The sequence below is a fragment of the Fodinibius sp. GM21 genome (assembly GCF_058386955.1).
Genome location: NZ_JBYEIQ010000005.1, coordinates 176,458 through 198,457 on the forward strand (window position 1 = coordinate 176,458; position 22,000 = coordinate 198,457).

Here is a 22,000-nt window from a genome sequence, read left to right on the forward strand (position 1 = left end):
GATGAGCATCGACTTCGATAAAGAGCGTTTTATGAATCGCCATAATGGCCCCGATGAAAAGCAGAAAACTGATATGCTTTCAGCCATTGGCGCTTCTTCAATTGATGAATTAATTGATGAAACCATTCCAAAAGGTATTCGTCTCCAAGATCAGATTGATCTTGATGAACCGATGAGTGAATATCGGTTCTTGGAGGAATTTCGTAAGCTTGCAAATAAGAACGAAATTTACGAATCGTACATTGGTATGGGATATCATGATACGTTGACGCCCAATGTGATTTTGCGCAATGTGCTCGAAAATCCCGGATGGTATACAGCTTATACTCCCTATCAAGCTGAGATTGCGCAGGGAAGGCTTGAAGCACTGATCAATTTTCAGACGATGGTTTCTGATTTGACCGGAAGGGAACTGGCCAATGCTTCGTTGTTAGATGAGGGGACTTCAGCGGCCGAGGCTATGTCGATGCTCTACTCCATGCGTCGGGGTGCCAAGCGCAAGGAATCACATAAGTTTTTTGTCTCGGAGCTGTGTCATCCACAAACGATTGATGTGGTCGAAGGACGTGCCGATCCGTTGGATATAGAAGTAGTGGTCGGAGATCATAATGAACTGGATGTGACCGACGAAGAGCTATTTGGAGTATTGCTTCAATATCCTGCTACGGATGGTACGGTGGAAGATTATTCGGATTTAATTGCTGCCTGCGAAGAGAACAACGTGCAGTCGGTGGTAGCTGCTGATTTGTTGAGCCTTACCTTACTGACACCGCCCGGAGAAATGGGAGCTGATGTGGTCGTTGGGTCAACACAGCGCTTTGGCGTGCCCATGGGATACGGTGGACCGCATGCGGCGTACTTTGCGACTCGGGAAAAATACAAGCGCAAAATTCCCGGACGTATCATAGGCGTTACCCAGGATACCGAAGAGAATCCCGTATACCGTATGGCATTACAAACACGGGAGCAGCATATTCGGCGCGAAAAGGCAACATCCAACATCTGTACAGCACAGGTGCTGCTCGCGGTAATTGCCGGTTTTTATGCCGTTTATCATGGTCCCAAAGGCCTGCGAGGCATTGCTGAGCGAATTCATGGACTAACAAAGATAATGAATGAAGGTCTTGATAAGCTCGGCTTCGAAGTGGCAAATGATCTCTATTTCGATACGCTTAAAGTGAGGCTTGAAGATGATGATCAGAAAGAACAGCTGCGTCAGAAAGCGCTTGATCACAAACTAAATCTGCGCTATTTCGATGAGCCTGCTGTTGGTATTGCTTTTGATGAAGTGAAAGATCTGGATCATGTCAAGGAGCTGCTCTCGATTTTTGCTTCTCTCAATGAGAATGGAGAGGAGGTTAATGTATCAAAGTTATCCAAAACTGTTGAGGTTGATTACCCGGAAAAACTGACTCGTACTTCCGACTATTTGGAGCACCCGGTATTTAACTTGTATCACTCCGAGCATGAGATGCTTCGCTATTTGAAGAAGCTGGAGAATAAAGACCTCTCTTTGGTTCATTCCATGATTTCATTGGGTTCTTGTACGATGAAGCTCAATGCCACATCGGAAATGATTCCCCTTACATGGTCTGAATTTGGTAAATTGCACCCATTTGCTCCCGAAGATCAGGCCAAGGGATATCATGAATTGTTTGAAAAGTTAGAACATCAACTTGCAGCTATTACCGGATTTCCGGCTGTATCGCTGCAACCCAACTCGGGCGCTCAAGGCGAATTTTCAGGATTGATGACCATTCGTGCGTACCATAAGCATCACGGTGAAGGCCATCGTAATGTAACTATCGTACCAGATTCTGCTCACGGCACAAATCCTGCCAGTGCGGTTATGGCGGGGATGGACGTTGTCGTTACCGAGTGTGATGAACATGGTAATATCGATCTTGATGATCTGCGGCAGAAGGTCAAGGCCAATAAAGAAAACCTGGCAGCACTAATGGTTACATATCCCTCAACACATGGAGTATTTGAGGAAGATATTAAAGAAATTTGTCAGGTGATTCATGAAAATGGCGGTTTAGTATATATGGATGGAGCTAACATGAATGCCCAGGTTGGGCTTACAAGTCCGGCCGAAATAGGTGCTGATGTCTGTCATTTGAATCTGCATAAAACATTCTGTATTCCACACGGTGGCGGTGGACCGGGAATGGGACCGATTGCTGCAACGAAAGAGCTGGCTCCGTTTTTACCGGGCAATCCTGTTAAGGAGACCGGAGGTGAACATGCGATAAAAAGTATTTCTGCAGCTCCATGGGGCAGTGCCAGTATTTTGTCGATTTCGTATGCGTATATCAAAATGATGGGTGCTCAAGGTCTAACCCGAGCTTCGGAATTTGCTATTCTTAATGCGAACTATCTTAAAGAGCGATTAGAGGATCATTATCCCATCCTTTATACCGGCAAGAACGGGCGTACTGCTCATGAATTTATTGTGGATATTCGTCCTTTCAAGCAATCAGCCGGCGTCGAGTCAATTGATGTGGCCAAGCGTCTTATGGATTATGGATTCCATGCGCCCACGATGTCATTTCCGGTACCCGGAACGCTGATGATTGAGCCTACCGAAAGCGAAACGAAGGATGAGCTTGATCGTTTTTGTGAGGCCATGATCTCAATTCGCGAAGAAATAAAAGAAATTGAAGAAGGTCATGTTGATCCCGAAAATAATGTACTAAAACATGCTCCCCATACGATGCGGGTGGCAATGGCCGATGATTGGAAGCGTCCCTATAGTCGCGAAAAGGCGATCTTTCCGCTGGATTATCTGCGGTTCGATAAATTCTGGCCGGCAGTCAGCCGCGTTGATGATGCCTATGGCGATCGCAATCTGATGTGCAACTGCGTGCCTATTGACGCCTATAGCGAAGGGCAAGAACCTGCAGCTGTAGATTAGGCGCACTGATTTGATATCAATACGTCTGTGCCCACGGATATCCCCGTGGGCATTTCTATTTAAGCAGTCGTTATATTAAGGACTTAAATCTATTTTCTGGTTATGCTACTCTCTAATTTGATGTCACTCATTAGCGTACGATGTACGGGGCATTTTTGGGAGATATCTAAAATGCGATCGAGTTGATCATCAGAAATATCTCCTTCTACAATCACCTCTTTTTCAATGACATCAATTCTGCTCTTTGGGTCTTCACAGTTTTTGCAATCTTCGTCATGGCGTTTATTATGGCGTAATTCCATAAAGATATCTTCCACATTTTCCCATCCTTTGTGCTGAACGTACATTTTTATAGTCATAACAGTACACGAACCCAGTGACATCAACAGGTAATCGTAAGGATCGGGTCCTTTATCTTTCCCCCCATCCACCGATTCGGGTTCGTCTCCCATAAATTCATGGTTACCGGCTGTGAGAGTCGTAGTATAGGTTTCTTCTTTAGGGAGATGCGCGTGTACAATCTTTTTTTTGTCAGGATCTTTAGCCATGATCTTCAGACATATTGAGTTAGAAATTGGAGATAAAAAGCAAACATAAACTTGCCTTGAAAAGAAATATAGCGCTTTAACAGCTTGATCTATTCGTAATACTGAGATTATAGTTCAATAACATAACTATCGTTTATTATACCAAAAATAACTACAGATTATGGCTAATAAGCGATCAGTTGACATAGTTGTTCTTTCAGATCTTCATTTGGGGACAGTAGGTTGTCACGCTGTTGAACTTACAAGATACCTCAATTCTATTGCTCCCAATAAACTTATCCTAAACGGCGATATTTTTGATATCTGGAATTTCAAAAAGTATTACTGGCCCGATTCGCACATGAAGGTGGTAAAGTGTTTTTTAAGTATGATGGCTAATGGTACGGATATTTATTATCTGACGGGAAATCATGACGAGGTAATTCGAAAAATATCTGGTCTTCAGCTGGGTCCTCTTTTTGTTAGAGATAAGTTGGTATTGGATTTAAATGGTGAAAAATGCTGGATCTTTCACGGTGATATTTTTGATATCACGATGAAGCAAACAAAATGGGTGGCCAAATTAGGAGGGAAAGGCTATGATCTACTAATTTTATTTAATCGTGCTGTAAACTGGATGCTGAATAAATTGGGACGGAATAAGATTTCCCTTTCCAAACAAATAAAAGACAGTATCAAAAAGGCTGTTCGATTTATTGATGATTTTGAAGTTGCGGCCATGGATCTTGCTATCCAGAATAACTACGACTATGTGATATGCGGACATATTCATCAGCCCAAAATACGAGGCTACGAAAATGAAGAAGGCTCAGTAATTTATATGAATTCAGGTGACTGGATCGAAAACTTGACGGCGCTTGAATTTAATGATGGGGAATGGTTGATGTATAAATATGCAGAAGATGATTTTATTGATGAAAACAGTTCCGTAATGGTTCCCATCCGGAAACGACTAAGAAATACTGCGGTGATACGATGAAAATACTCTATGGCATACAGGGGACCGGCCACGGGCACATTAGTCGGGCAAAAGAATTGTTACCGAGGTTGGCAGAGCATGCTTCGATAGACGTTCTCCTGAGTGGGGGTAATAGTGCTATGGGATTAGATGATTTTATAGCATATAGAAAACATGGGGTAAGTTTATCTTATGATGATCAAGGAGGGATATCATTTCTAAATACGTTGTTGGATTTGCGGCCAATTTCTTTTGTTAAAGATGTAAGTGGGATTCCATTACAGAGTTATGACCTTGTTATAAGTGATTACGAACCGATATCGGCTTGGGCATCAAGGCTCAAAAACATACCATGTGTTGCCTTAAGCCATCAAGCTTCGTTTCTATCGCCCCGTACGCCACGGCCGAAACAGCAATCCCAAGTAGCAGAAGCTATTTTACAGCATTTTGCGCCTGCTGAACGTGCCATCGGATTCCATTTTCAACGATATGACAGATTTATTGAGCCGCCCATTATACGATCACCTATTCGATCATTAAGCACCACTACTGAAAATCACATTACCGTCTATCTGTCGGCCTTTCATCATGACGTATTAATGAAGTTGTTGGGGCAGATAAGGGAGGTGGATTGGCATATATTTTCTCCCTACTGCAACAATCCTATCCATCAGGAACATGTGCGGATATATCCGGTTAGCAATGAGCCTTTCTTGGACAGCTTTGCCTCTTGTAAGGGAGTCATTTGCAATGCCGGATTTGAAACCTGTGCCGAAGCTATGTACTTGGGCAAGAAATTAGCTGCAATTCCTATTCAACGCCAGTATGAACAGCATTGCAATGCTATGGCAATGAAAGAGATGGGCATCAAAATATTCACTGATATCAAAGGTCATGTTGGTAAGGTACGACAATGGTTGGAAGATTCGGAAGTGGTTACTATAGATGATATTGCAGATCCGGAGAAAGTAATACAGCAGCTATTGGAAATTGGATCTGAAAGATATAGCGTGTCACCCTCACACTCAGAGAAGTTGTCTGTAATTAGGTAAGGTCAATATTATATTTCTCTTCCAATATATTGATGTGATGCTTTTCATGACCGGCAATGATAAAAGCTAAAGCACGTACCGAAACAGGAACCCCATTAGCTGTTCCTTTGCGAGATATTTGCTCCTCTGTAAAACTGCTAAACATGCTGATATTGGCATTTCTCAAAGCATCATATTCGGTGGATAAACTTTGAAGGCTTCGTTGATCGAAGTTTCCCTGCTCCACGTAGGATTCATGATCATAACCCGGCAGGGGGGATTGTTCACCGCGACTGATACACAGTGCCCGATAAGCCATTATGCGTTCGGTATCTACCAGGTGCCCGATAATCTCCTGAACGCTCCATTTATCATCTTTATAACGGTACTTTGCCTCCTCGTCAGAAAGTTGTTGAATGAAGGCATATACTTTTTGGCCTTGGCGGATGAGTGACTGAATTACGTTTGGTTCATCAATAAGATTGATATAATCGTTATAGAATTCACCGTATTCTTCGGGTTTAGGTTTGTTGTCTTCCCAGTCTAAATGTGCCATTTGATTCTGTTAATTTAAATCTCTTGTTCTTATCCAAAGTACACCCGAAAAAATATCAAAGTAAAATAAAAAAGGCCGGATTGCTCCGGCCTTTAGAAATATGTAAAAGTAGTGAGTTTTTGTGTTATTTATTCACTTGGTGGCTTTCATATACGGCCTCACCGGACTTATTGCCATTAATCATTGTTTCTTGCACATAAGGGTATGCTACGCCGTCGACTACTTGCCAGTCAGAATTGTGGTTTTCCACCGTGACTTGCTCACCCATTTGGGGATTAAATTGTTTGTAGCGAATGATATCCGGATAATGGGTTTCGGTATCCAACAAAAGTTCAACGTTTGAGCCATCTACGGTTACGTTCACCTTTTCGTAGCTCGTTCCATCGACTTCCTCAGTGCCCATGTATTGCGGATCGACACTCTCTTCATTTAGGGCAACAGAAAGAAAACTTCTGTTGAGAGTGCTTTTAAGATTTTTTGACATTTGAGGAGGCAGCGGACGTTCTTGTCCCCCCACTATCATTTTACCCGATCCATCTTCGTAGTTAACCTTTATTTCACCCATAGGGCCTTTAATCGTTTGCTTAATGGTATCGGGATATTTAATGGTTGTGGACATCGGCATTTTTCGGCCTTGCATATTCATTTCACCGGTCAAAGAAATGCTGTTGAGCTCTGTATCATTTTTAATGACAGCGTCGCTCATTTTGGATAGCCATTTTTGTCCTTTTTCAGCATCGCCTTCAACCATTTGCTTCTCACCGCTTCCAGGTTCGGGAATGCTGATATCTATCTTATTAACATTGCCGTACTTTTCGAGCTGATCACCGATTTCTTCTTTATTGCCAACAACAAGAATTTGAAGATTATCTGGATTTAGATATTCTTGTGCTACCTCCTGTACATCTTCAATAGTTGTGGCTTTGACTCCTTCGATGTACTGTTCAAAAGCATCAGCCGGAAGGCCGCGATACTCATTTGATAAACGTTTGCTGAGAACCTCCTCATAGCTGTCATATTCAAATACTGAGGAATTTAGGATCTGATCTTTTACGTCTTGCAGCTCTTGCTCAGTAATAGGTTCATTTTGCAATCGTTCAATTTGTTCAATGATGGCATCAATAGCTTCGGCAGTTGTAGAACTTTTGGTCATTACGCCGGCATAAAACAATCCGGGGTAAAAGCTGTTCATTCCATATTGGCCAAATACCGAGTAAGCTAATCCCATTTCAGTACGAACCACCTGCATTAGTCGCCCCGAAAATCCACCACTCAGCACGCGGTTCATCACTTGCACTTTTGCATAATCTGGATTTTCGCGCATGCCGCCTAAGTGTCCCATCATCACAAAGCTCTGGTTCACATCTGATTTTTCAATGAAGTTAATGGAGCTTTGAGGCTCGTAGTCTATTTCAGGAAACTTAAGAATTGATTCATCTCCGGCCGGTAATTCTCCAAAGGTTTCACGAAGCTTTTGTTTCATCTCTTTGGTTTCAAAATCTCCGACAATACCAACCATCATGTTACTTGCCGAGAAGTGCTTGTCATGAAAATTGACTAAATCTTCCCGGGTAATATTGTTGATGGTTGCATATTCTGTTGTTCGGCCATAGGGTGAATCATTTCCATATATGAGAGCCTGGAACTCTCGAATGCCGATTTGCTGGGGATTATCATTCCGGCGCGAAATGTTAGATTTTTGCTGGGTTTTAGCCAGCTCAATTTTATCTTCGGGAAATACAGGGTTTGTCAACACATCGATAAATACAGGAAGAAGATCATCGAAATCCTCCTTTAAAACATCCATGCTTGCGTTTCCGCTGGTAAAACCAATACTGGTTTCGATACTGGCTGCCCTGTTTTCGAGCAGTGTATTAAGCGAATCGGCAGGATAGGTTTCTGTACCGCCTGAGCGCATCACAGTACCGGTAATAGAGGCCAGACCTGTTTTGTTATTGGAGTTTAAAACTCCGCCTGTTCGAACTCGTGCGTTAACATTGATAAGGGGTAGTTCATTGTCTTCCACCAGATAAAACGTCATGCCGTTCTTGGTAGTAAATGTTTCTACCTCGGGTTTCTGGAAGTCATTCAATTCGGGGAAGTCCATATTTTCATATGGATTCGTTGGAGTATCGTCAGACTGTTGCGTGTCCGCCATCTGTTCGGTTTGTGAGCAGGCAAATGCAAAAACAGCCATCAGTAAAAATAAGCTTATCCTCTTCATAATAGTAGAATTATGGTTGTTCAAAATTTTAAAAAATGATGAGTTAGTTATTGGCATCAGCAACCTCCTGATCGGATGAATTGTCTTCATTTACAATAGCACCCACCGTTCGATTGTCTTTGGTCAGATATTCGTTAGCCACGCGCTGAATATCATCAATAGTTACTTTGTTGAGTTCTTCGATATCCGTAAACACTTTTCGCCAGTCGCCTCGGAGGTTCTCGGCGGATGCGAGAGCAGAAGCCAGTCCGGAATTTGAATCCAAGCTTCGTATAAGGTTGGCTCGTGCATTGGTTCGTGCCCGGTCTAAGGCCTCTTGTGAGATTTCTCCATTTTTAATTTTTTCAATTTCTTCCAAAATGGAGGTTTCCATCGTATCAACGCCTACTCCCTGATTTGGGATAGCAAGGGTTGCAAAGAGGGTTTCATACTTTTGACCGGGGTATCCGTTAAAGGCACTTACTTGGAGTGCGGTCTGTTCTTCTTCAACCATTCGCTTGTAAAGGATGGAGGTACGCCCGCCTGAAAGTATACTACCCAGCAGTTGAAGGGCTTTTGAATCGGGATGATCCTGTGCTACCGTATGATATCCCATAATAAAAAATGGTTGTGATTGTCCTTGAATCGTAAATCGACGTTCTCCGCGCTGTTCCGGTTCTTTGGTATAAACGGGAGGGGGGGCGGGCCTTTCTTTCATATCGCCGAAATATTCTTCGGCCAGCTGTTTTGCTTGCTGGGGATCTACATCGCCTGCAATGGCAAAGGTAATGTTGTTTGGAACGTAATAAGTATTATAAAACTCTCGTGCATCTTCCATAGTGGTGGCTGTAATATCAGAATGCCAGCCTACGGTTGGACGTCCATAGGGGTGCGCTGTGTAAGCAACAGCTGCAAACTCTTCAATCAGACGGCCGATTGGTTGGGATTCCGAGCGCATACGACGCTCTTCGCGAACCACTTCTTTTTCTTTGTAAAATTCACGAAAGACCGGATTTTTAAATCGATCCGATTCGAGGCTAAACCACAGTTCCATTCTGTTTTCGGGCAGACTATAAAAGTAATTTGTTCGATCCTGACTGGTAGAGGCGTTCATTCCTGTACCGCCGTTGCGATCAATAATTTCTGAAAATTCGTTATTAACAACATATTCTCCCGCTTCTTTCTGGAGCTTTTTAAATTGACTCCATAGCGTATCCATTTTGGCGGAATCGGGTTGCGTACTATATTTTTCGGCCAACCATTTTTGATAGGTATTATCGAGCTCTTCTAGGACTCTTTTTTCTTCCTGCCAATTGGTAGTACCCACAGTGTGAGTTCCTTTGAAGGCCATGTGTTCAAAAATATGAGCCATACCGGTGTGTCCCACAGGTTCGTTTGCTCCGCCCACATTTACGTAGGTGGCAAAACTGACAACCGGTGCAACCGGGCGCTCAATAATGATGAAAGTTAAACCGTTATCGAGTGTGAATTCGGTAACTTTTTCTTCAAATTCGTCTAATGATTGTGCATTAACGGGCGGTGTGGCGAGATAAAATCCCAACAGCACTGCCGTAAGCGACATAAGAACGCGTCGTAGCATTTTTTCTCCTGTTTAGTTATTGGTTAATGAAATGAAGATGGATCTTAAGTTTCGAACAATATTGATTTTTTAAGCGAACGACAAGAGCTTAAATCAGTTTTAACGTTAAATTTATCTACGTTGTGATAATGTTTAGTTCACTTTGGAATGTTATATTTGCAACGAAAAATTAAAAACCACCTGTAAGAATAACCTATGTACTTTAAGCAGATTTTTGAGGAGAAATTAGCACAATATTCCTACTTAATTGGATGCCAAAAGACCGGTGAAGCTATAATCATTGATCCCATGCGGGATATTGATCGGTATAAAAAAATAGCTCAAGATGAAGATCTGAATATTACAGCTGCGGCAGAGACCCATATTCATGCTGATTACCTAACTGGTCTTCGCGAATTTGCAGAAGAGGGAATTAAAATCTTTGCTTCGGATGAGGGTGATGAGGACTGGAAGTATGAATGGATAAAAGACAGTAATTATAATTACGAACTTGTGAAAGAGGGCGATCGATTTAGCATAGGGAATATTCATTTTGAGGTTAAACATACTCCCGGACATACGCCTGAACATGTTAGTTATACGGTAACAGATGGAGCTGCAGCAAGTGATCCCATGGGCATGCTTACCGGTGACTTTGTTTTTGTAGGTGATGTTGGCCGGCCTGATCTGCTAGAAACAGCTGCCGGGCAGAAAGGAGTGATGCAGTCATCTGCGCGTACATTGTATAAATCAGTAGAGCAATTTAAATCTATGCCCGAGTATTTGCAGGTTTGGCCCGGACACGGATCCGGCAGTGCATGCGGAAAGGCTTTGGGATCGGTCCCTGAGTCAACGGTGGGGTATGAATTGAGATTTAATCCATCTATTAGAGCCTCGGAAAGTGAACAAGAGTTTGTCGACTTTATTTTGGAGGGTCAGCCCGAACCGCCCCTTTATTTTGCCCGGATGAAACGTGATAACAGGGGTGGTCCTGAAGTACTTGGCAAACTCCCTCATCCCCAGAAAATAACGGTAGAAGGATTAGCAAACCGGGCAACACAGGAGGGGAGTGTAGTAGTTGATACCCGCGAACGAACTGATTTCATGAACGGTCACCTGAAAGGGTCTTTGCTTTCAACCTATAATAAGGCTTTTAATACGGTAGTTGGATCGTACGTACGCGAAGACGAAGACATTTATCTAATCATTGAAGAAGATAATCTCGAAGAAGCTGTTCGTGATCTCATCAGAATTGGGCTGGATGAGATAAAAGGATATGTGACTCCGAAGGAGTTGGAACAGTATTTGGAGAACAGCTATGATACAGAACGGGTAGAAACAATCACTTTTGATGATGTAGCAAAGCTGATTAAAAACCCCCAATATCGGGCGCTCGATGTAAGAAAGCTAACGGAGTATAATGAGGGTCATGTGGAAGGGGCATTTAATATAGCACATACCCGATTGTTGGAGCGTAAAAAAGAGTTGGACAAAGATACAACCTGGCTCGTTTATTGCCGAACCGGTGCCCGGGCTTCGGTAGCTACATCCCTGTTACACAGAGATGGTTTTGACGTTAAATATGTGGATGATAATGTTGAACCATGGCTGGCTGAAAAGAAGATGGAAGACGTAAAATAAAAGAGGAGCACTGCCTTTTACAGTATAGCGAAAGTGATTATCTCGGTTTATTCGGTATCCTGTTTTTCCAAATATTCGTTGGTTATTTTCCGTGTCTGTTCAGCACCCATATATTTTTCCAGATCGTAGAGCGTAATCATTTTCTCACCCTCATGGAATGAGTACGTTAAATGACCACTTTCAATTTCTTTTTCCACGTCACTGGTTTTCATATCTAACATTTCTCCAACTTCTTCCAGTGAAAACATTGAACGCATAACAAGTGGTTTCTCTTTAAAATTAGTTGATTTGTTTAATTTGCCTCAAAGATAGAAAAAATCAACTTTTTTACTATCCCTTAAATCGGTCCTTTTAGAATAAACAGCAAAATAATAGTAATTCTTGTGCATAATCTTGGTTTCAATGCTGGTCTATAATTTGCTGATGGCGAAAGCATGATGTCAAATGATCGTTAACTAAACCTGTGGCCTGCATATGGGCATATATAGTGGTACTTCCGATGAACTTAAAACCACGGTTTTTGAGATCTTTGCTTAGTTTGTCGGAGATCTCTGTAGTTGTCGGCACTTGATCTAAAGCGTCCCAGTAATTATGGATCGGCTCCCCGTCCACAAAATCCCAAATATATTTACAGAAGCTATCGTACTTTTGTTGGATTTCAATAAACCGACGGGCGTTATTGATGGTTGAACGTATTTTATTTTCATTGCGGATGATATCGCGATTAGATAGCAGCTGTTGCACTTTTTCTTCATTGAAAGCAGCTACTGCTTCGACATCAAAATTGACAAACGCCTTACGATACCCATCCCGTTTTTTTAAGATTGTGCTCCAGCTTAACCCTGCCTGCGAACTTTCAAGCACTAAAAATTCAAACTGTATTTGATCATCATAAACGGGGACGCCCCACTCCTTATCGTGATATCGGATGTATTGTTCAAAAGTATGTTCGCACCAGTCGCAGCGTTTTTGGCATAATTATGGTTTTAATAATTAAAATCCCATCTTGAGGATACATCTTTCAATGATACGAAAAAAGGAAATCTATGAAGTGGGATAATCTTATTAAGGAGCGAAGTGATAAAAGTGGTATTAGTGAAAAACTTTCGGCGCGATTAGAGCTGCTGGCAGATTTTCTGGAGAAAATCATCGAAGATAAAGAAGATCAGGAATTCTTAGAGTTACTGGTTTCTTTTCCGGACGTTGCCCACCGAGCTTTTGATGAACAAGATGATGAAGCTTTGGCGAAGTTGGAGTCGATAATACATGATCTGGCGACCGATCAGATTGCCCGGTTTTTGCGATATTTTACGGTTTTCTTTCATTTGATGAATTCCCAGGAGCAGCGTGAAATTACGCGTATCAATCACGAACGGGCAATGAGTACGGGTCCGGATTCGCCGCGCAGCGAAAGTATTGCAGAGGCTGTGTATCATCTAAAAGAAGAGGGCTTTTCGGTTGATGAGGCTGCCGGGGTCATTGCAAAGCTTGATATCCAGCCGACCATTACCGCTCATCCTACCGAAGCCCGTCGCCACAGTGTGCTTACAAAGCAGCAGCATATCACTGAGATGATTGAACAGTTTAAGGCCGATGACTTAACACCGGATGAGCGCAAGGCGCTAACGTTGGATATATTTAACGAAATATATTTGCTGCTTGCTACGGATGAAGTGCGAACTGAGCGTGTAACTGTTGAAGACGAAGTTGAAAACGGAATATTTTATTTCCGTAACGCTATTTGGCAGACAATCCCCATTTTGTATGATGATCTGCGAAATGCGTTTGAGATGTACTATGATGAGGTACCTGATTTTAACACGATTTTGCGTTATCGGTCTTGGATTGGCAGTGACCGGGACGGCAATCCTAATGTAACACCTGAGGTGACTTGGCAGACTATCTTGGAACAGCGCAAGAATGTGATGGAGCTGTACCTGGACGAGCTCGATGATTTACGCCGTTACTTGAGTATTTCTCAAAATAAGTTTGATATTTCAGATGAGCTGGCCGCTTCGTTAAAGCGAGACGAGCAAGAAGATCCGCTTTCGGATCGCTATGAGCGACTTTATAATCAAGAGCCATATCGTCGAAAAGTTACGCACATGATGCATAAGCTCCAGCATCAGCTTGAGATCATAAAATTGGGTCGCCCAAATGAAGTCTTAGAAGAAGCACAGAAGTACAAAATATCTGATTTTATTAATGATTTAGAGTTGATTTCTAGAAGTCTGAAAAATTCCGGCTTAGAGTGTGTGGCATCACAGGGGAAATTGAGGCATTTGCGCATTCGAGCCCGAACATTCGGCTTTCATCTGGCGGGCTTGGATATCCGACAACATTCTGAAAAACATGAATCTGCAGTGGCGGAATTGCTGGAGGTAGGGCAGGTTACGGATGAATATCAATCCCTATCTGAAGAAGAAAAAGTACAGCTACTGACGAAAGAGCTTAAAAATCCGCGCCCTCTTTCTCCGGTTCAGGCACACCTGGATAAAAGTACTTCCCAGATGCTGGACGTGTTTCAGATTATTGATCAGATGCTGACACTGGATAAAAATAGCTTTGGGAATTATATCATTAGTATGACACACGGAGTAAGCGATATGCTTGAAGTCCTTATTCTGGCGAAAGAAACCGGGCTATGGAGTTATGATGGCGGCAAGGTGGAGAGCAAAATTGATGTGGTTCCGCTCTTTGAAACGATTGAAGATTTGGAAGAATGCGGACGCCTCATGACTGAAATTTATGATAGTCCGGTCTATCAGAAGCAGTTAAGCGCGCGAAATAATTTGCAGGAAATTATGCTTGGCTATTCTGACAGTAACAAAGATGGGGGTTACTGGATGGCCAATTGGGCTCTCGAAAAAGCGCAGCGTGATCTCGGAAAAGTGTGTCGAGAGTATGAGGTTGACTTCAGATTATTTCATGGTCGGGGCGGTACGGTTGGTCGTGGCGGTGGGCGATCGAATCAGGCCATTTTGGCGCTTCCGCCCGTCAGCAATAATGGGCGCATTCGTTTTACGGAGCAGGGAGAAGTGATCTCGTTTCGATATTCACTTGCACCTATTACACGGCGTCATCTGGAACAAATAGTGAATGCGATGATTCGGGTTACGATCTCAGAACAGTCCCAGATGCAGCAGCAGTCGCAGTTTGATGAAACCATGGACCAGCTGGCATCCGCATCAATGAAGGGGTATCGCAATCTTATTGATGATGAAGACTTCTGGAGTTGGTACACGGCAAAGACCCCTATCGAGCATATCAGTCGATTGCCCATTGCTTCACGGCCGGTGTCGCGAGGTAGTGCCAAAGCTGCTGATTTTGAAAACCTCCGGGCTATTCCCTGGGTATTTGCATGGACCCAGGTTCGCTACAACGTACCGGGTTGGTATGGTATCGGAAAGGCCTTACAACAGATGTTGCAAAAAGAAGGGATGCTTCCCCGCCTTCAAGAGTGGTATGAAGAGGTTATATTTTTTAAAACGGTACTTGATAATGCCCAGCGAGAAATGGCTCGCACACATATCCCTACTGCAAATATTTATCATGATATTGATGGTGGCACATTCCACAACCGCATTACAGAAGATTTTGATAAAGCAGAAGATGCCATTAAGCAGATCACCGGACAAGATGAATTGCTTGATATTAATCCTGTAATTAAGAAATCAATTCGATTTCGCAATCCGTTTACCTACCCGTTGAATATGATGCAAACTGAGCTGTTGGATCGGTGGAGAAATAAAGAAGAAGTTGAAAATGCCGAAGTAGAAAAATTACGTGATGCTTTGTTCTTAAGCATTAACGGAGTAGCTGCTGCCATGCAAAGCACAGGCTAAGAAATTAGAGGCTTGGGAACTAGGAATAGAGAATATTCAATCCCAAATTTTTCATTCTGAATTCTTAATTAATTCTTTCATTTGTCTTCGAAATTTTGGCGCACCGCCATTGGCGGGATGTCGCACAGGTGTATAATTTTCAATTCCAAAAGCATCCAAACTCTGCTCGCATTTTCGTCCCACTGCAATAATGTGCCCGCCAGAAAAGAGTTCTAAAAAAGCTTTAAGGGATGGATATCCCTGCTCGAGCTCATGGTCGGTAGGTGTACGATTACTGAGTAATCCGTCATCGGGATCGTACGGATGCCAGGGCAGGGCATTCCAAAGCACTGTTTCGTAGGGGTTAATCCCTAGCTGATAGATTGCTTTCCACATGATGGTAGCTGTAGGCTCCGACATCCCTTTTTTGTTTACTTCGGGTTTACTGGTACGCTGTGCTTCGATGGATTGAAAAGCGCCATCAGCCGGAATGCCGTGAACCGATTTGTGATGGCCAAGCAAAATGCGTTCGGAAGTCATAGCAATGCCTGTAAAATGCCCCCCTTGATATCCCAGGGCTTCAGCAATAAAAAGATATTTAGCAGTATCGAGCCGTTCTTTAAGATAGTGTTGTAACTGTTTTTTACGGATCTGAGGTCCGTTATCACTTACATCATGCTCGGGATCGTTTTGGTACCAGGGGTTAAAAAATGGTCCATCGGGGGTTTCTTTCAGAAGATGCAATAAAGAGTTTATACTGCTCATCAAAAGGAAAATAAGTTGGTATTAATATTGTCGAGGGATCAGCCAAAGCTTGGTTTGGCGACCGTCAATATATCGAACAGAATCGCCATCAAAAAAAGCATCTTCTTCAAGCATTATGCGAATTTCTTTATTCCATTCTGGGATATTTACTGTTGCATTGAGTTCAATGGAGTGTGCAGTGTTTGCATAAAGAGGATAATCTCCTTTGCCCGAAACGCCATCTTGTTGATCCCAAAGTCCGATGGTTGGTCCGGCACCGTGGCCATGGTATCCGATAGGATGTGTGTAAATACTTGGTTCGATATTCTGATTAATAGCTTCTTTGCGGCTTTTTGATAAAATCTCGTTGCCGGTTAAGCCTTCTTTAAAATTATTGGTCAAAATATCCTGCAGTTGATTGCCAGTTGCTAAGGCCTTTTGCAATCCTTCAGGAGCTTCGTTTTCTCCGGCTTTTAGAACATAGGCATGTTGCTGGGTATCGGTATTGAGTCCAAGGTAAGTAATGCCAAGATCCACATGCAGAAGGTCACCGGGCCGGATAATATTTTCTGCGGGACGTTTTGAAAAGTTAGCTAAAAACGAAGTATCGGGTTCGGCTGCCCGCTGCACTGATACGCTTGGATGAAACCAAGCCGTTAAATTTAGATCCCGAATACGCTCACGATACCACCACTCCACATCTTTTGTGGTTGTAATACCCGGTTGAATGACTTTCTCCGAAAATCCTTCAGCAATAATATCGTGTGCAATATGACAGATCATCGGGTATACCTGCATCTCGGGATCGGTGCGGGTTTCGAGCCAGCCGATGGCCAGCTTTTCACCTGATACAATTCGGCTTTGATAACGCTGGGGAAGAGCAGACATAAAAGCGCTGTATTCGGAGTGACTGATACCATCTGCCAATGCAAAAGTCGAAGAAAAGTTCAGAGCTATGTTATCTGGATTATACTCTTGGATAATATCAACCAGCCGTTTCCACTGGTTCGGTTCTTTGTCTTTATCCCAGGCTGTTTTAAAAAATTTGCCGATATCATAACGTGCAACGGCCAACCGCTCTACCTCTTTGCCGTTGTCCGAAAAAACAAGTATTGTTCGGCGTCGCGCGGACTGCCATGTGGCAGGAAGCATCGTGTTAATTACGGGATCCTCATTATATTCTCGTGCTATAATAATCCACATGTCAACATTTTCTCGCTGCATGAGTTTTGGAACGACGTTATCGAGACGGTATTCGAGCCAGCTGTTTCTTACATTGGCTCTTTCCTGCATCGACAATATTTTGGGAGGAGCCGTTTGTTGTGCCAACGAAAAGGGTACCGTGACCAGTAACAGGATTGGAACAAGAATAATGGAATTTGATACTATTTTCATTGGCAGTAAATGTTTTTTAAAAAGGAGTTCAAGCAATTCTAAAAAGCAGAAACCGTTCAAGTTTGTCAACTGTTAAAAGGTTGAAGTACAAATAATCTGGAACAGGTTGTCATAAGTTCTGAGTGACATTTTTAATTGAGCTGTAGTTAACACCGAAGTTACTTTGTGAAGAAATTCATCCGTAAAAACTGTATTTTAGCATACTTGAACCGAAAGACTTTATTATGATTACTGATACTATTTTTGATATAAAAAAAATATCCACAAGTAGGATAGAAAATGTAGATCTGGATAAGCCGGGATTTGGCCGTGAATTTGCAGATCATATGCTCGAGATGGAATATCGGGACGGCAAGTGGCAGCAGCCGGAAATCAAACCATACGGGTCTATTGAGATAACACCGGCCCTAAGTGCACTGCATTATGCTCAGTCGGTATTTGAGGGTACTAAGGCCTATTATGTTGATGACGATACGGTAAATCTTTTCCGGGTGGAAAAGAACTACGAACGTATGGTACGATCTTGTGAACGCATGTGTATTCCCAAGGTACAACGAGAAGTATTTTTGGAAGGAATTAAAGAGCTCATAAAACTTGATCATCAATGGGTACCCCAAAAGGAGGGTAACTCTCTTTACATTCGACCCTTTGCATGTGCTTTTGATCCCATTATTTCGGCGCGGGTAGCAGAACAGTATCGATTTTATGTTATTACATCACCTGTCGGATCTTATTATGATCGTCCGGTGAAGTTGACGACTACTAAGAAGTATGTACGAGCTGTAAAAGGTGGGGTGGGAAATGCCAAAACAGCCGGTAATTATGCAGCCAGCTTGTATCCGGCTCAGCAAGCCAAAAAGGAAGGGTTTGATCAGGTGCTTTGGTTGGATGCCGACGAACATAAATACGTTGAGGAAGTGGGGACAATGAACATCTTTTTTGTTATTGATGGTGTATTGGTGACCCCGAATTTGAGGGGTACTATCTTGCCGGGTGTTACACGTAATTCCGTTATTCAATTAGCGAAAGCCTGGGATATGCCGGTGGAGGAGCGTCGCGTTAGTATTGAAGAAGTGATGCAGGCTGGTAAAAATGGAAAGTTGGACGAAGTATTTGGTGCCGGCACAGCGGCCGTAGTGGCTCCGGTAGAGGAGGTTCATCACGATGGCCAATCTGTAACGTTTGATATTGATGGCAGAGGTCCTATCGGACAAAAATTCTACGATGCAATTACTTCTATTCAGTACGGGCAGGCCGAGGACCCATTTGGATGGGTGACTTCTGTTGAGGTTGGATAAGCCAGCTCTTAATATCCTTTTGATCGATCAACGGTGTAATTTAGGTTCATACCTGAGAGTGCCCGTTTATAATTTTCTACAATTTGGTCAGCTACTTCTTTGGGTTTGGTAATACTGGCAATGTGAGGGGTGATGATTATATTTTCGCGATTCCAGAACGCGTGTTGTTCGGGCAGAGGCTCATCAGAAAATACATCCAGCCAGGCCCCTTGCAGAATATTGCTATCCAATGCGTAAATTAAATCTTCGTCCACTAAGTGCTCGCCTCGTGCCGCGTTGATAATCCAGCCACGGTCATCCATCTGCTTAAAAATTTCGAGATTAAGAATACCCTTGGTCTCTTCAGTAAGGGGGAGCAGACAAATAAGGATGTGAACGTTATCAACAAACGAGGTTAGTTCATTTGGCCCGGCAAAAGTTGTAAGGCCCTCGATTTCTTTGGCTGATCGTGACCACCCGGAAACTTGGTATCCCAATTCAGCCAGTTGTTTGGCAGTTGGCTTGCCGAGTTCTCCTAATCCCATAACGCCTATCTGTATTTCTTGAGGGGATGGGTGATTATGAGGCTGCCATTTTCTCTGATCATTTTGACGAATATAATGCACAAAATTCCGCTGAATATTTAAAACGGCCGCTAAAATATATTCCTTCATTTGCTGCACCAGCGACGGAGAAACAACGCGGCATATATCAATAGATTCTGGTAGCGACTCATCTGAAAGCAGGTGATCGGCCCCGGCTCCCAGCGATGAGACGGCTTTAAGGTTGGGAAAACCGTCAAGAAGATGTTTGGGATGATTCCAGCATACGGCAAACTGTACACGGTCTTTGTCTTTTATGGCCGGCCAAATATCAATTTCAATATTGCGATCAATACTTTGAATTGCATTTTCCCAGGAAGAAAGATCCCGATCAGGGGCAATAAATAGTAGCGACATGTGATAAAGAATGATTGAATTTATGATTACGGAATAAGGTATAAAAAATAGTAATTGTTTTTGACTGATCAGGGAATGAAATGTTGCTGAATCGTTTGTTACCTTTTATGAAAATTAGATCAAATAAAAAGTATCGGTTGAAAAATGGGAACCCGACTTATTATAACGTGTGAACATGCCGGGAATGATGTTCCGGAAGAGTTTCGACATCTCTTTGAGCATAATCGGGGAGTGTTGAAGACACATCGGGGCATCGATATCGGGGCATTGGAGTTGACGAATTCCATTTCTGAGTTGCTGCAGAAAGAACCTTATTTACATACCGTCACCCGTCTACTTGTAGATTTGAATCGTTCAACACAAAGTCCAACTCTTTTTTCTGAATTTACTAGGGATCAGCCCCTGCATATACGAGAAAAGATATTTAAGAAGTATTATCAGCCCCATCGTAACAAAATAGAAGAAAAAATTAATCAGGTTATAGCTGGCGGAGAGCAGGTTATTCATGTAGGGGTCCATACTTTTACACCCATCTGGGAAAATGAGGAGAGAGAGGTCGATGTGGGATTTCTATTTGATCCGCGAAGCAAAGCGGAACAGCATTTCTGCTACCTTTGGCGCCATGAGCTTAACCAGCGTTCATCAGAACTGCGCCTTAAAATGAATGAGCCTTATCGTGGTACCATGGATGGTTTTACGACCTATTTGCGAAGACAATTTTCAGGAACCAATTATCTTGGGATGGAGATTGAAGTAAACCAGCGTTTTACGGAGTCATCCCTGGAGAGTGAGTGGGAACAACTGAAAGAAAATATTGGCAAATCATTACGGGCAACAATTCAAATATTCAAAAGCTAATAGTTAAGAGGTTTTTATTTCGACAATTTGATCCCGTTTTGAAGACAAATGCTTTTGCTTCATCTGCCAAGATTTTCCAAATGGTCGAGAGGTCATAATTCCCTTGTGTAGGTTTCCTACATGTTCAAGGTCAAGACAAAGATCGCCATTGCGTTCCATATCTGTACGCACTCCCGTTATGGTTAATTTGCAGAATACCCATTTTGGGACCGATCTATTGTTTGAGCTGAAACGCATCCGTCATTATTCGAGATAGTAGCAACAGGTTTGCCACGAAGCTGTGGGTCAAAATCAGGTTCGCACGAATCATGAAAATTATTGCAGTCGATCAGTGTATATTCTGATTTGCTCATAGCTGGTTGAAACGATGAGAGTGGAAATTGTTTTTATATAATTTATTATTAGAAACGATCTTCTAGAAAAAGAAATATCAAATAAGTTAATCCAGATTATATACAGATGGACGGTGAACGAACGCCTCCTGTTGCTACCTATAAAAGAGACGCTCTGTTCTTATCATTAGCTGGGATATTCTTGACCTCTCTGGTGCTGGGAAATGTGATTGGAACAACAAAGTTTGTGACGATATTTTCTGTTGAGCTTTCGGATTGGATGTTAAGCATGGTGCCCGAGCTCATCCGTGACAATAGTATTTATACAATGAGCGTACCGGTTGGAGTAATTGCTTATCCTTTTACCTTTTTAGCAACGGATCTGCTATCTGAATTATACGGACGAAAAAAAGCACAATTAGTCGTTTGGGTTGGGTTTTGGATGAACGTTTTTATGCTCTTTTTGATGACCGTGAACCATTGGTTGCCCAGCACTACGGGGGTAAGTGGTGGGTTGCAGCTTTTTGAGGGTGTTTACGAATTTATGATTGGCAATACCATTGCCAGCATGATTGCCTACTTGTTTGCGCAGACAGTAGATGTAAGATTGTTCCATTTCTGGAAAGATCTGACAGATGGGAAACACCTGTGGTTGCGCAACAATGCATCTACAACAGTGAGTCAATTAGTAGACTCAACAGCTATTTTATCCATCCTTTATTTTGCCGGAAACCTGGGGCAAGACGTTGATACCATTGGGAAATTAGTCATCTTAATATTGAATTCTTATCTCTTTAAATTCTTTTTCGCACTGTTCGACACTCCACTTTGTTATTTGGGGGTAAAAATCTTCCAGGAATTCGAGGAAGACCCCAGTGGGAAAAGCCTATATGAGTGATTTTTAAAACCGAAAAGACGGTTTAAATAACGTTGGCTTAGGTTGGCAAAAAAAGTAAAATTAATCCCAAAAAAACATTGACATATACCCCGGTTTGGTCTTACATTAGGATTCCAATTTGAAACGGGGTTGAGCCCAGCAGCAATTGAGTTCAACTCCGTTTTTTTGGCTCTAATAAATCGGGCCAAATTGGAGAGAACAATTCGTTCTTTGACAGACTGAGAACATACAGACGATCGCACGTCGAGCCCTTGTCAGCTCCGAGTTATCGGAGCCGATG

General features: G+C 42.6%; 18 protein-coding genes and 1 pseudogene. 8 read left to right on the top strand and 11 right to left on the bottom strand.

Annotated elements, in window-relative coordinates; translation table 11 throughout:
- Nucleotide 1 precedes the first annotated feature (1 nt).
- On the top strand, nt 2-2,917 hold the full coding sequence (gene gcvP, locus ACT3IB_RS13790; protein ID WP_491539606.1) for an aminomethyl-transferring glycine dehydrogenase: 2,916 nt from the start codon (nt 2-4) through the stop codon (nt 2,915-2,917).
- Nucleotides 2,918-3,006: 89 nt separating this feature from the next.
- Here the strand turns inward: gcvP and ACT3IB_RS13795 are convergent, their stop codons facing one another.
- Entirely contained in the window at nt 3,007-3,465 is a 459-nt protein-coding gene (locus ACT3IB_RS13795) for an OsmC family protein (protein ID WP_491539607.1), read from the bottom strand.
- A gap of 160 nt (nt 3,466-3,625) precedes the next feature.
- Between ACT3IB_RS13795 and ACT3IB_RS13800 the strand changes: the two genes are divergently transcribed.
- Together ACT3IB_RS13800 and ACT3IB_RS13805 are read left to right on the top strand one after the other, a co-directional pair.
- Complete coding sequence (locus tag ACT3IB_RS13800; protein WP_491539608.1) at nt 3,626-4,444, top strand: UDP-2,3-diacylglucosamine diphosphatase; 819 nt, start codon at nt 3,626-3,628, stop codon at nt 4,442-4,444.
- Nucleotides 4,441-5,475: a glycosyltransferase family protein gene (locus tag ACT3IB_RS13805; RefSeq protein ID WP_491539609.1), complete on the top strand. Its 1,035-nt coding sequence runs from the start codon at nt 4,441-4,443 to the stop codon at nt 5,473-5,475. Before ACT3IB_RS13800 ends, ACT3IB_RS13805 begins: the two co-directional genes overlap by 4 nt.
- On the opposite strand, the gene ACT3IB_RS13810 is transcribed toward ACT3IB_RS13805, so the two are convergent.
- The 3 genes from ACT3IB_RS13810 to ACT3IB_RS13820 form a co-directional block, all read right to left on the bottom strand.
- Nucleotides 5,468-6,010 carry a DinB family protein gene (locus tag ACT3IB_RS13810; RefSeq protein ID WP_491539610.1) on the bottom strand — a complete coding sequence of 181 codons (543 nt, stop codon included), beginning with the start codon at nt 6,008-6,010 and terminating at the stop codon, nt 5,468-5,470. The two genes, ACT3IB_RS13805 and ACT3IB_RS13810, sit on opposite strands and share 8 nt — an antisense overlap.
- 124 nt (nt 6,011-6,134) lie before the next feature.
- Nucleotides 6,135-8,234 carry a M16 family metallopeptidase gene (locus ACT3IB_RS13815; protein ID WP_491539611.1) on the bottom strand — a complete coding sequence of 700 codons (2,100 nt, stop codon included), beginning with the start codon at nt 8,232-8,234 and terminating at the stop codon, nt 6,135-6,137.
- Between the two features lie 43 nt (nt 8,235-8,277).
- Nucleotides 8,278-9,813, bottom strand: a complete 1,536-nt coding sequence (locus ACT3IB_RS13820; RefSeq protein ID WP_491539612.1) for a M16 family metallopeptidase — start codon at nt 9,811-9,813, stop codon at nt 8,278-8,280.
- Nucleotides 9,814-10,008: 195 nt separating this feature from the next.
- On the opposite strand from ACT3IB_RS13820, the gene ACT3IB_RS13825 reads away from it, so the two are divergent.
- Complete coding sequence (locus tag ACT3IB_RS13825) at nt 10,009-11,433, top strand: MBL fold metallo-hydrolase (protein ID WP_491539613.1); 1,425 nt, start codon at nt 10,009-10,011, stop codon at nt 11,431-11,433.
- Between the two features lie 47 nt (nt 11,434-11,480).
- Here ACT3IB_RS13825 and ACT3IB_RS13830 read toward each other — a convergent pair whose 3' ends face one another.
- A complete protein-coding gene (locus ACT3IB_RS13830) occupies nt 11,481-11,690 on the bottom strand; it encodes a hypothetical protein (protein WP_095607111.1) in 210 nt (69 codons plus the stop codon).
- 142 nt (nt 11,691-11,832) lie between these two features.
- A pseudogene (locus ACT3IB_RS13835) lies at nt 11,833-12,378 on the bottom strand (DNA-3-methyladenine glycosylase I); the annotation flags it as partial.
- Nucleotides 12,379-12,479: 101 nt separating this feature from the next.
- Between ACT3IB_RS13835 and ppc the strand changes: the two are divergent.
- A complete protein-coding gene (gene ppc / locus ACT3IB_RS13840) occupies nt 12,480-15,278 on the top strand; it encodes a phosphoenolpyruvate carboxylase (protein ID WP_491539614.1) in 2,799 nt (932 codons plus the stop codon).
- Between the two features lie 51 nt (nt 15,279-15,329).
- On the opposite strand, the gene ACT3IB_RS13845 is transcribed toward ppc, so the two are convergent.
- Nucleotides 15,330-16,022: a uracil-DNA glycosylase gene (locus ACT3IB_RS13845; RefSeq protein WP_491539615.1), complete on the bottom strand. Its 693-nt coding sequence runs from the start codon at nt 16,020-16,022 to the stop codon at nt 15,330-15,332.
- 21 nt (nt 16,023-16,043) lie between these two features.
- Entirely contained in the window at nt 16,044-17,396 is a 1,353-nt protein-coding gene (locus tag ACT3IB_RS13850) for a M24 family metallopeptidase (protein ID WP_491539616.1), read from the bottom strand.
- 224 nt (nt 17,397-17,620) lie between these two features.
- On the opposite strand from ACT3IB_RS13850, the gene ACT3IB_RS13855 reads away from it, so the two are divergent.
- Nucleotides 17,621-18,694, top strand: coding sequence for a branched-chain amino acid aminotransferase (locus ACT3IB_RS13855; protein ID WP_491539617.1), 1,074 nt, complete (start codon nt 17,621-17,623; stop codon nt 18,692-18,694).
- Between the two features lie 8 nt (nt 18,695-18,702).
- Here ACT3IB_RS13855 and ACT3IB_RS13860 read toward each other — a convergent pair whose 3' ends face one another.
- Complete coding sequence (locus ACT3IB_RS13860; protein WP_491539618.1) at nt 18,703-19,632, bottom strand: 2-hydroxyacid dehydrogenase; 930 nt, start codon at nt 19,630-19,632, stop codon at nt 18,703-18,705.
- A 144-nt stretch (nt 19,633-19,776) separates the two neighbouring features.
- On the opposite strand from ACT3IB_RS13860, the gene ACT3IB_RS13865 reads away from it, so the two are divergent.
- The gene (locus tag ACT3IB_RS13865) at nt 19,777-20,490 is read left to right on the top strand and encodes an N-formylglutamate amidohydrolase (RefSeq protein WP_491539619.1); all 714 of its coding nucleotides are present in this window, start codon (nt 19,777-19,779) and stop codon (nt 20,488-20,490) included.
- Between the two features lie 3 nt (nt 20,491-20,493).
- On the opposite strand, the gene ACT3IB_RS13870 is transcribed toward ACT3IB_RS13865, so the two are convergent.
- Nucleotides 20,494-20,661 (bottom strand): hypothetical protein, encoded by a 168-nt coding sequence (locus tag ACT3IB_RS13870; protein ID WP_491539620.1) that lies wholly within the window; start codon nt 20,659-20,661, stop codon nt 20,494-20,496.
- 11 nt (nt 20,662-20,672) lie between these two features.
- Nucleotides 20,673-20,843, bottom strand: coding sequence for a hypothetical protein (locus ACT3IB_RS13875; protein ID WP_491539621.1), 171 nt, complete (start codon nt 20,841-20,843; stop codon nt 20,673-20,675).
- 106 nt (nt 20,844-20,949) lie between these two features.
- Here ACT3IB_RS13875 and ACT3IB_RS13880 point away from each other — a divergent pair, with 106 nt between their 5' ends.
- A complete protein-coding gene (locus tag ACT3IB_RS13880; RefSeq protein WP_491539622.1) occupies nt 20,950-21,720 on the top strand; it encodes a queuosine precursor transporter in 771 nt (256 codons plus the stop codon).
- Nucleotides 21,721-22,000: the final 280 nt, after the last annotated feature.

What these genes read in the sequence shown, in the direction of transcription:
- gcvP (WP_491539606.1), top strand. Translation starts at nt 2, where the DNA reads ATGAGCATCGACTTCGATAAAGAGCGTTTTATGAATCGCCATAATGGC.
- ACT3IB_RS13795 (WP_491539607.1), bottom strand. Translation starts at nt 3,465, where the DNA reads ATGGCTAAAGATCCTGACAAAAAAAAGATTGTACACGCGCATCTCCCT.
- ACT3IB_RS13800 (WP_491539608.1), top strand. Translation starts at nt 3,626, where the DNA reads ATGGCTAATAAGCGATCAGTTGACATAGTTGTTCTTTCAGATCTTCAT.
- ACT3IB_RS13805 (WP_491539609.1), top strand. Translation starts at nt 4,441, where the DNA reads ATGAAAATACTCTATGGCATACAGGGGACCGGCCACGGGCACATTAGT.
- ACT3IB_RS13810 (WP_491539610.1), bottom strand. Translation starts at nt 6,010, where the DNA reads ATGGCACATTTAGACTGGGAAGACAACAAACCTAAACCCGAAGAATAC.
- ACT3IB_RS13815 (WP_491539611.1), bottom strand. Translation starts at nt 8,234, where the DNA reads ATGAAGAGGATAAGCTTATTTTTACTGATGGCTGTTTTTGCATTTGCC.
- ACT3IB_RS13820 (WP_491539612.1), bottom strand. Translation starts at nt 9,813, where the DNA reads ATGCTACGACGCGTTCTTATGTCGCTTACGGCAGTGCTGTTGGGATTT.
- ACT3IB_RS13825 (WP_491539613.1), top strand. Translation starts at nt 10,009, where the DNA reads ATGTACTTTAAGCAGATTTTTGAGGAGAAATTAGCACAATATTCCTAC.
- ACT3IB_RS13830 (WP_095607111.1), bottom strand. Translation starts at nt 11,690, where the DNA reads ATGCGTTCAATGTTTTCACTGGAAGAAGTTGGAGAAATGTTAGATATG.
- ppc (WP_491539614.1), top strand. Translation starts at nt 12,480, where the DNA reads ATGAAGTGGGATAATCTTATTAAGGAGCGAAGTGATAAAAGTGGTATT.
- ACT3IB_RS13845 (WP_491539615.1), bottom strand. Translation starts at nt 16,022, where the DNA reads ATGAGCAGTATAAACTCTTTATTGCATCTTCTGAAAGAAACCCCCGAT.
- ACT3IB_RS13850 (WP_491539616.1), bottom strand. Translation starts at nt 17,396, where the DNA reads ATGAAAATAGTATCAAATTCCATTATTCTTGTTCCAATCCTGTTACTG.
- ACT3IB_RS13855 (WP_491539617.1), top strand. Translation starts at nt 17,621, where the DNA reads ATGATTACTGATACTATTTTTGATATAAAAAAAATATCCACAAGTAGG.
- ACT3IB_RS13860 (WP_491539618.1), bottom strand. Translation starts at nt 19,632, where the DNA reads ATGTCGCTACTATTTATTGCCCCTGATCGGGATCTTTCTTCCTGGGAA.
- ACT3IB_RS13865 (WP_491539619.1), top strand. Translation starts at nt 19,777, where the DNA reads ATGGGAACCCGACTTATTATAACGTGTGAACATGCCGGGAATGATGTT.
- ACT3IB_RS13875 (WP_491539621.1), bottom strand. Translation starts at nt 20,843, where the DNA reads ATGAGCAAATCAGAATATACACTGATCGACTGCAATAATTTTCATGAT.
- ACT3IB_RS13880 (WP_491539622.1), top strand. Translation starts at nt 20,950, where the DNA reads ATGGACGGTGAACGAACGCCTCCTGTTGCTACCTATAAAAGAGACGCT.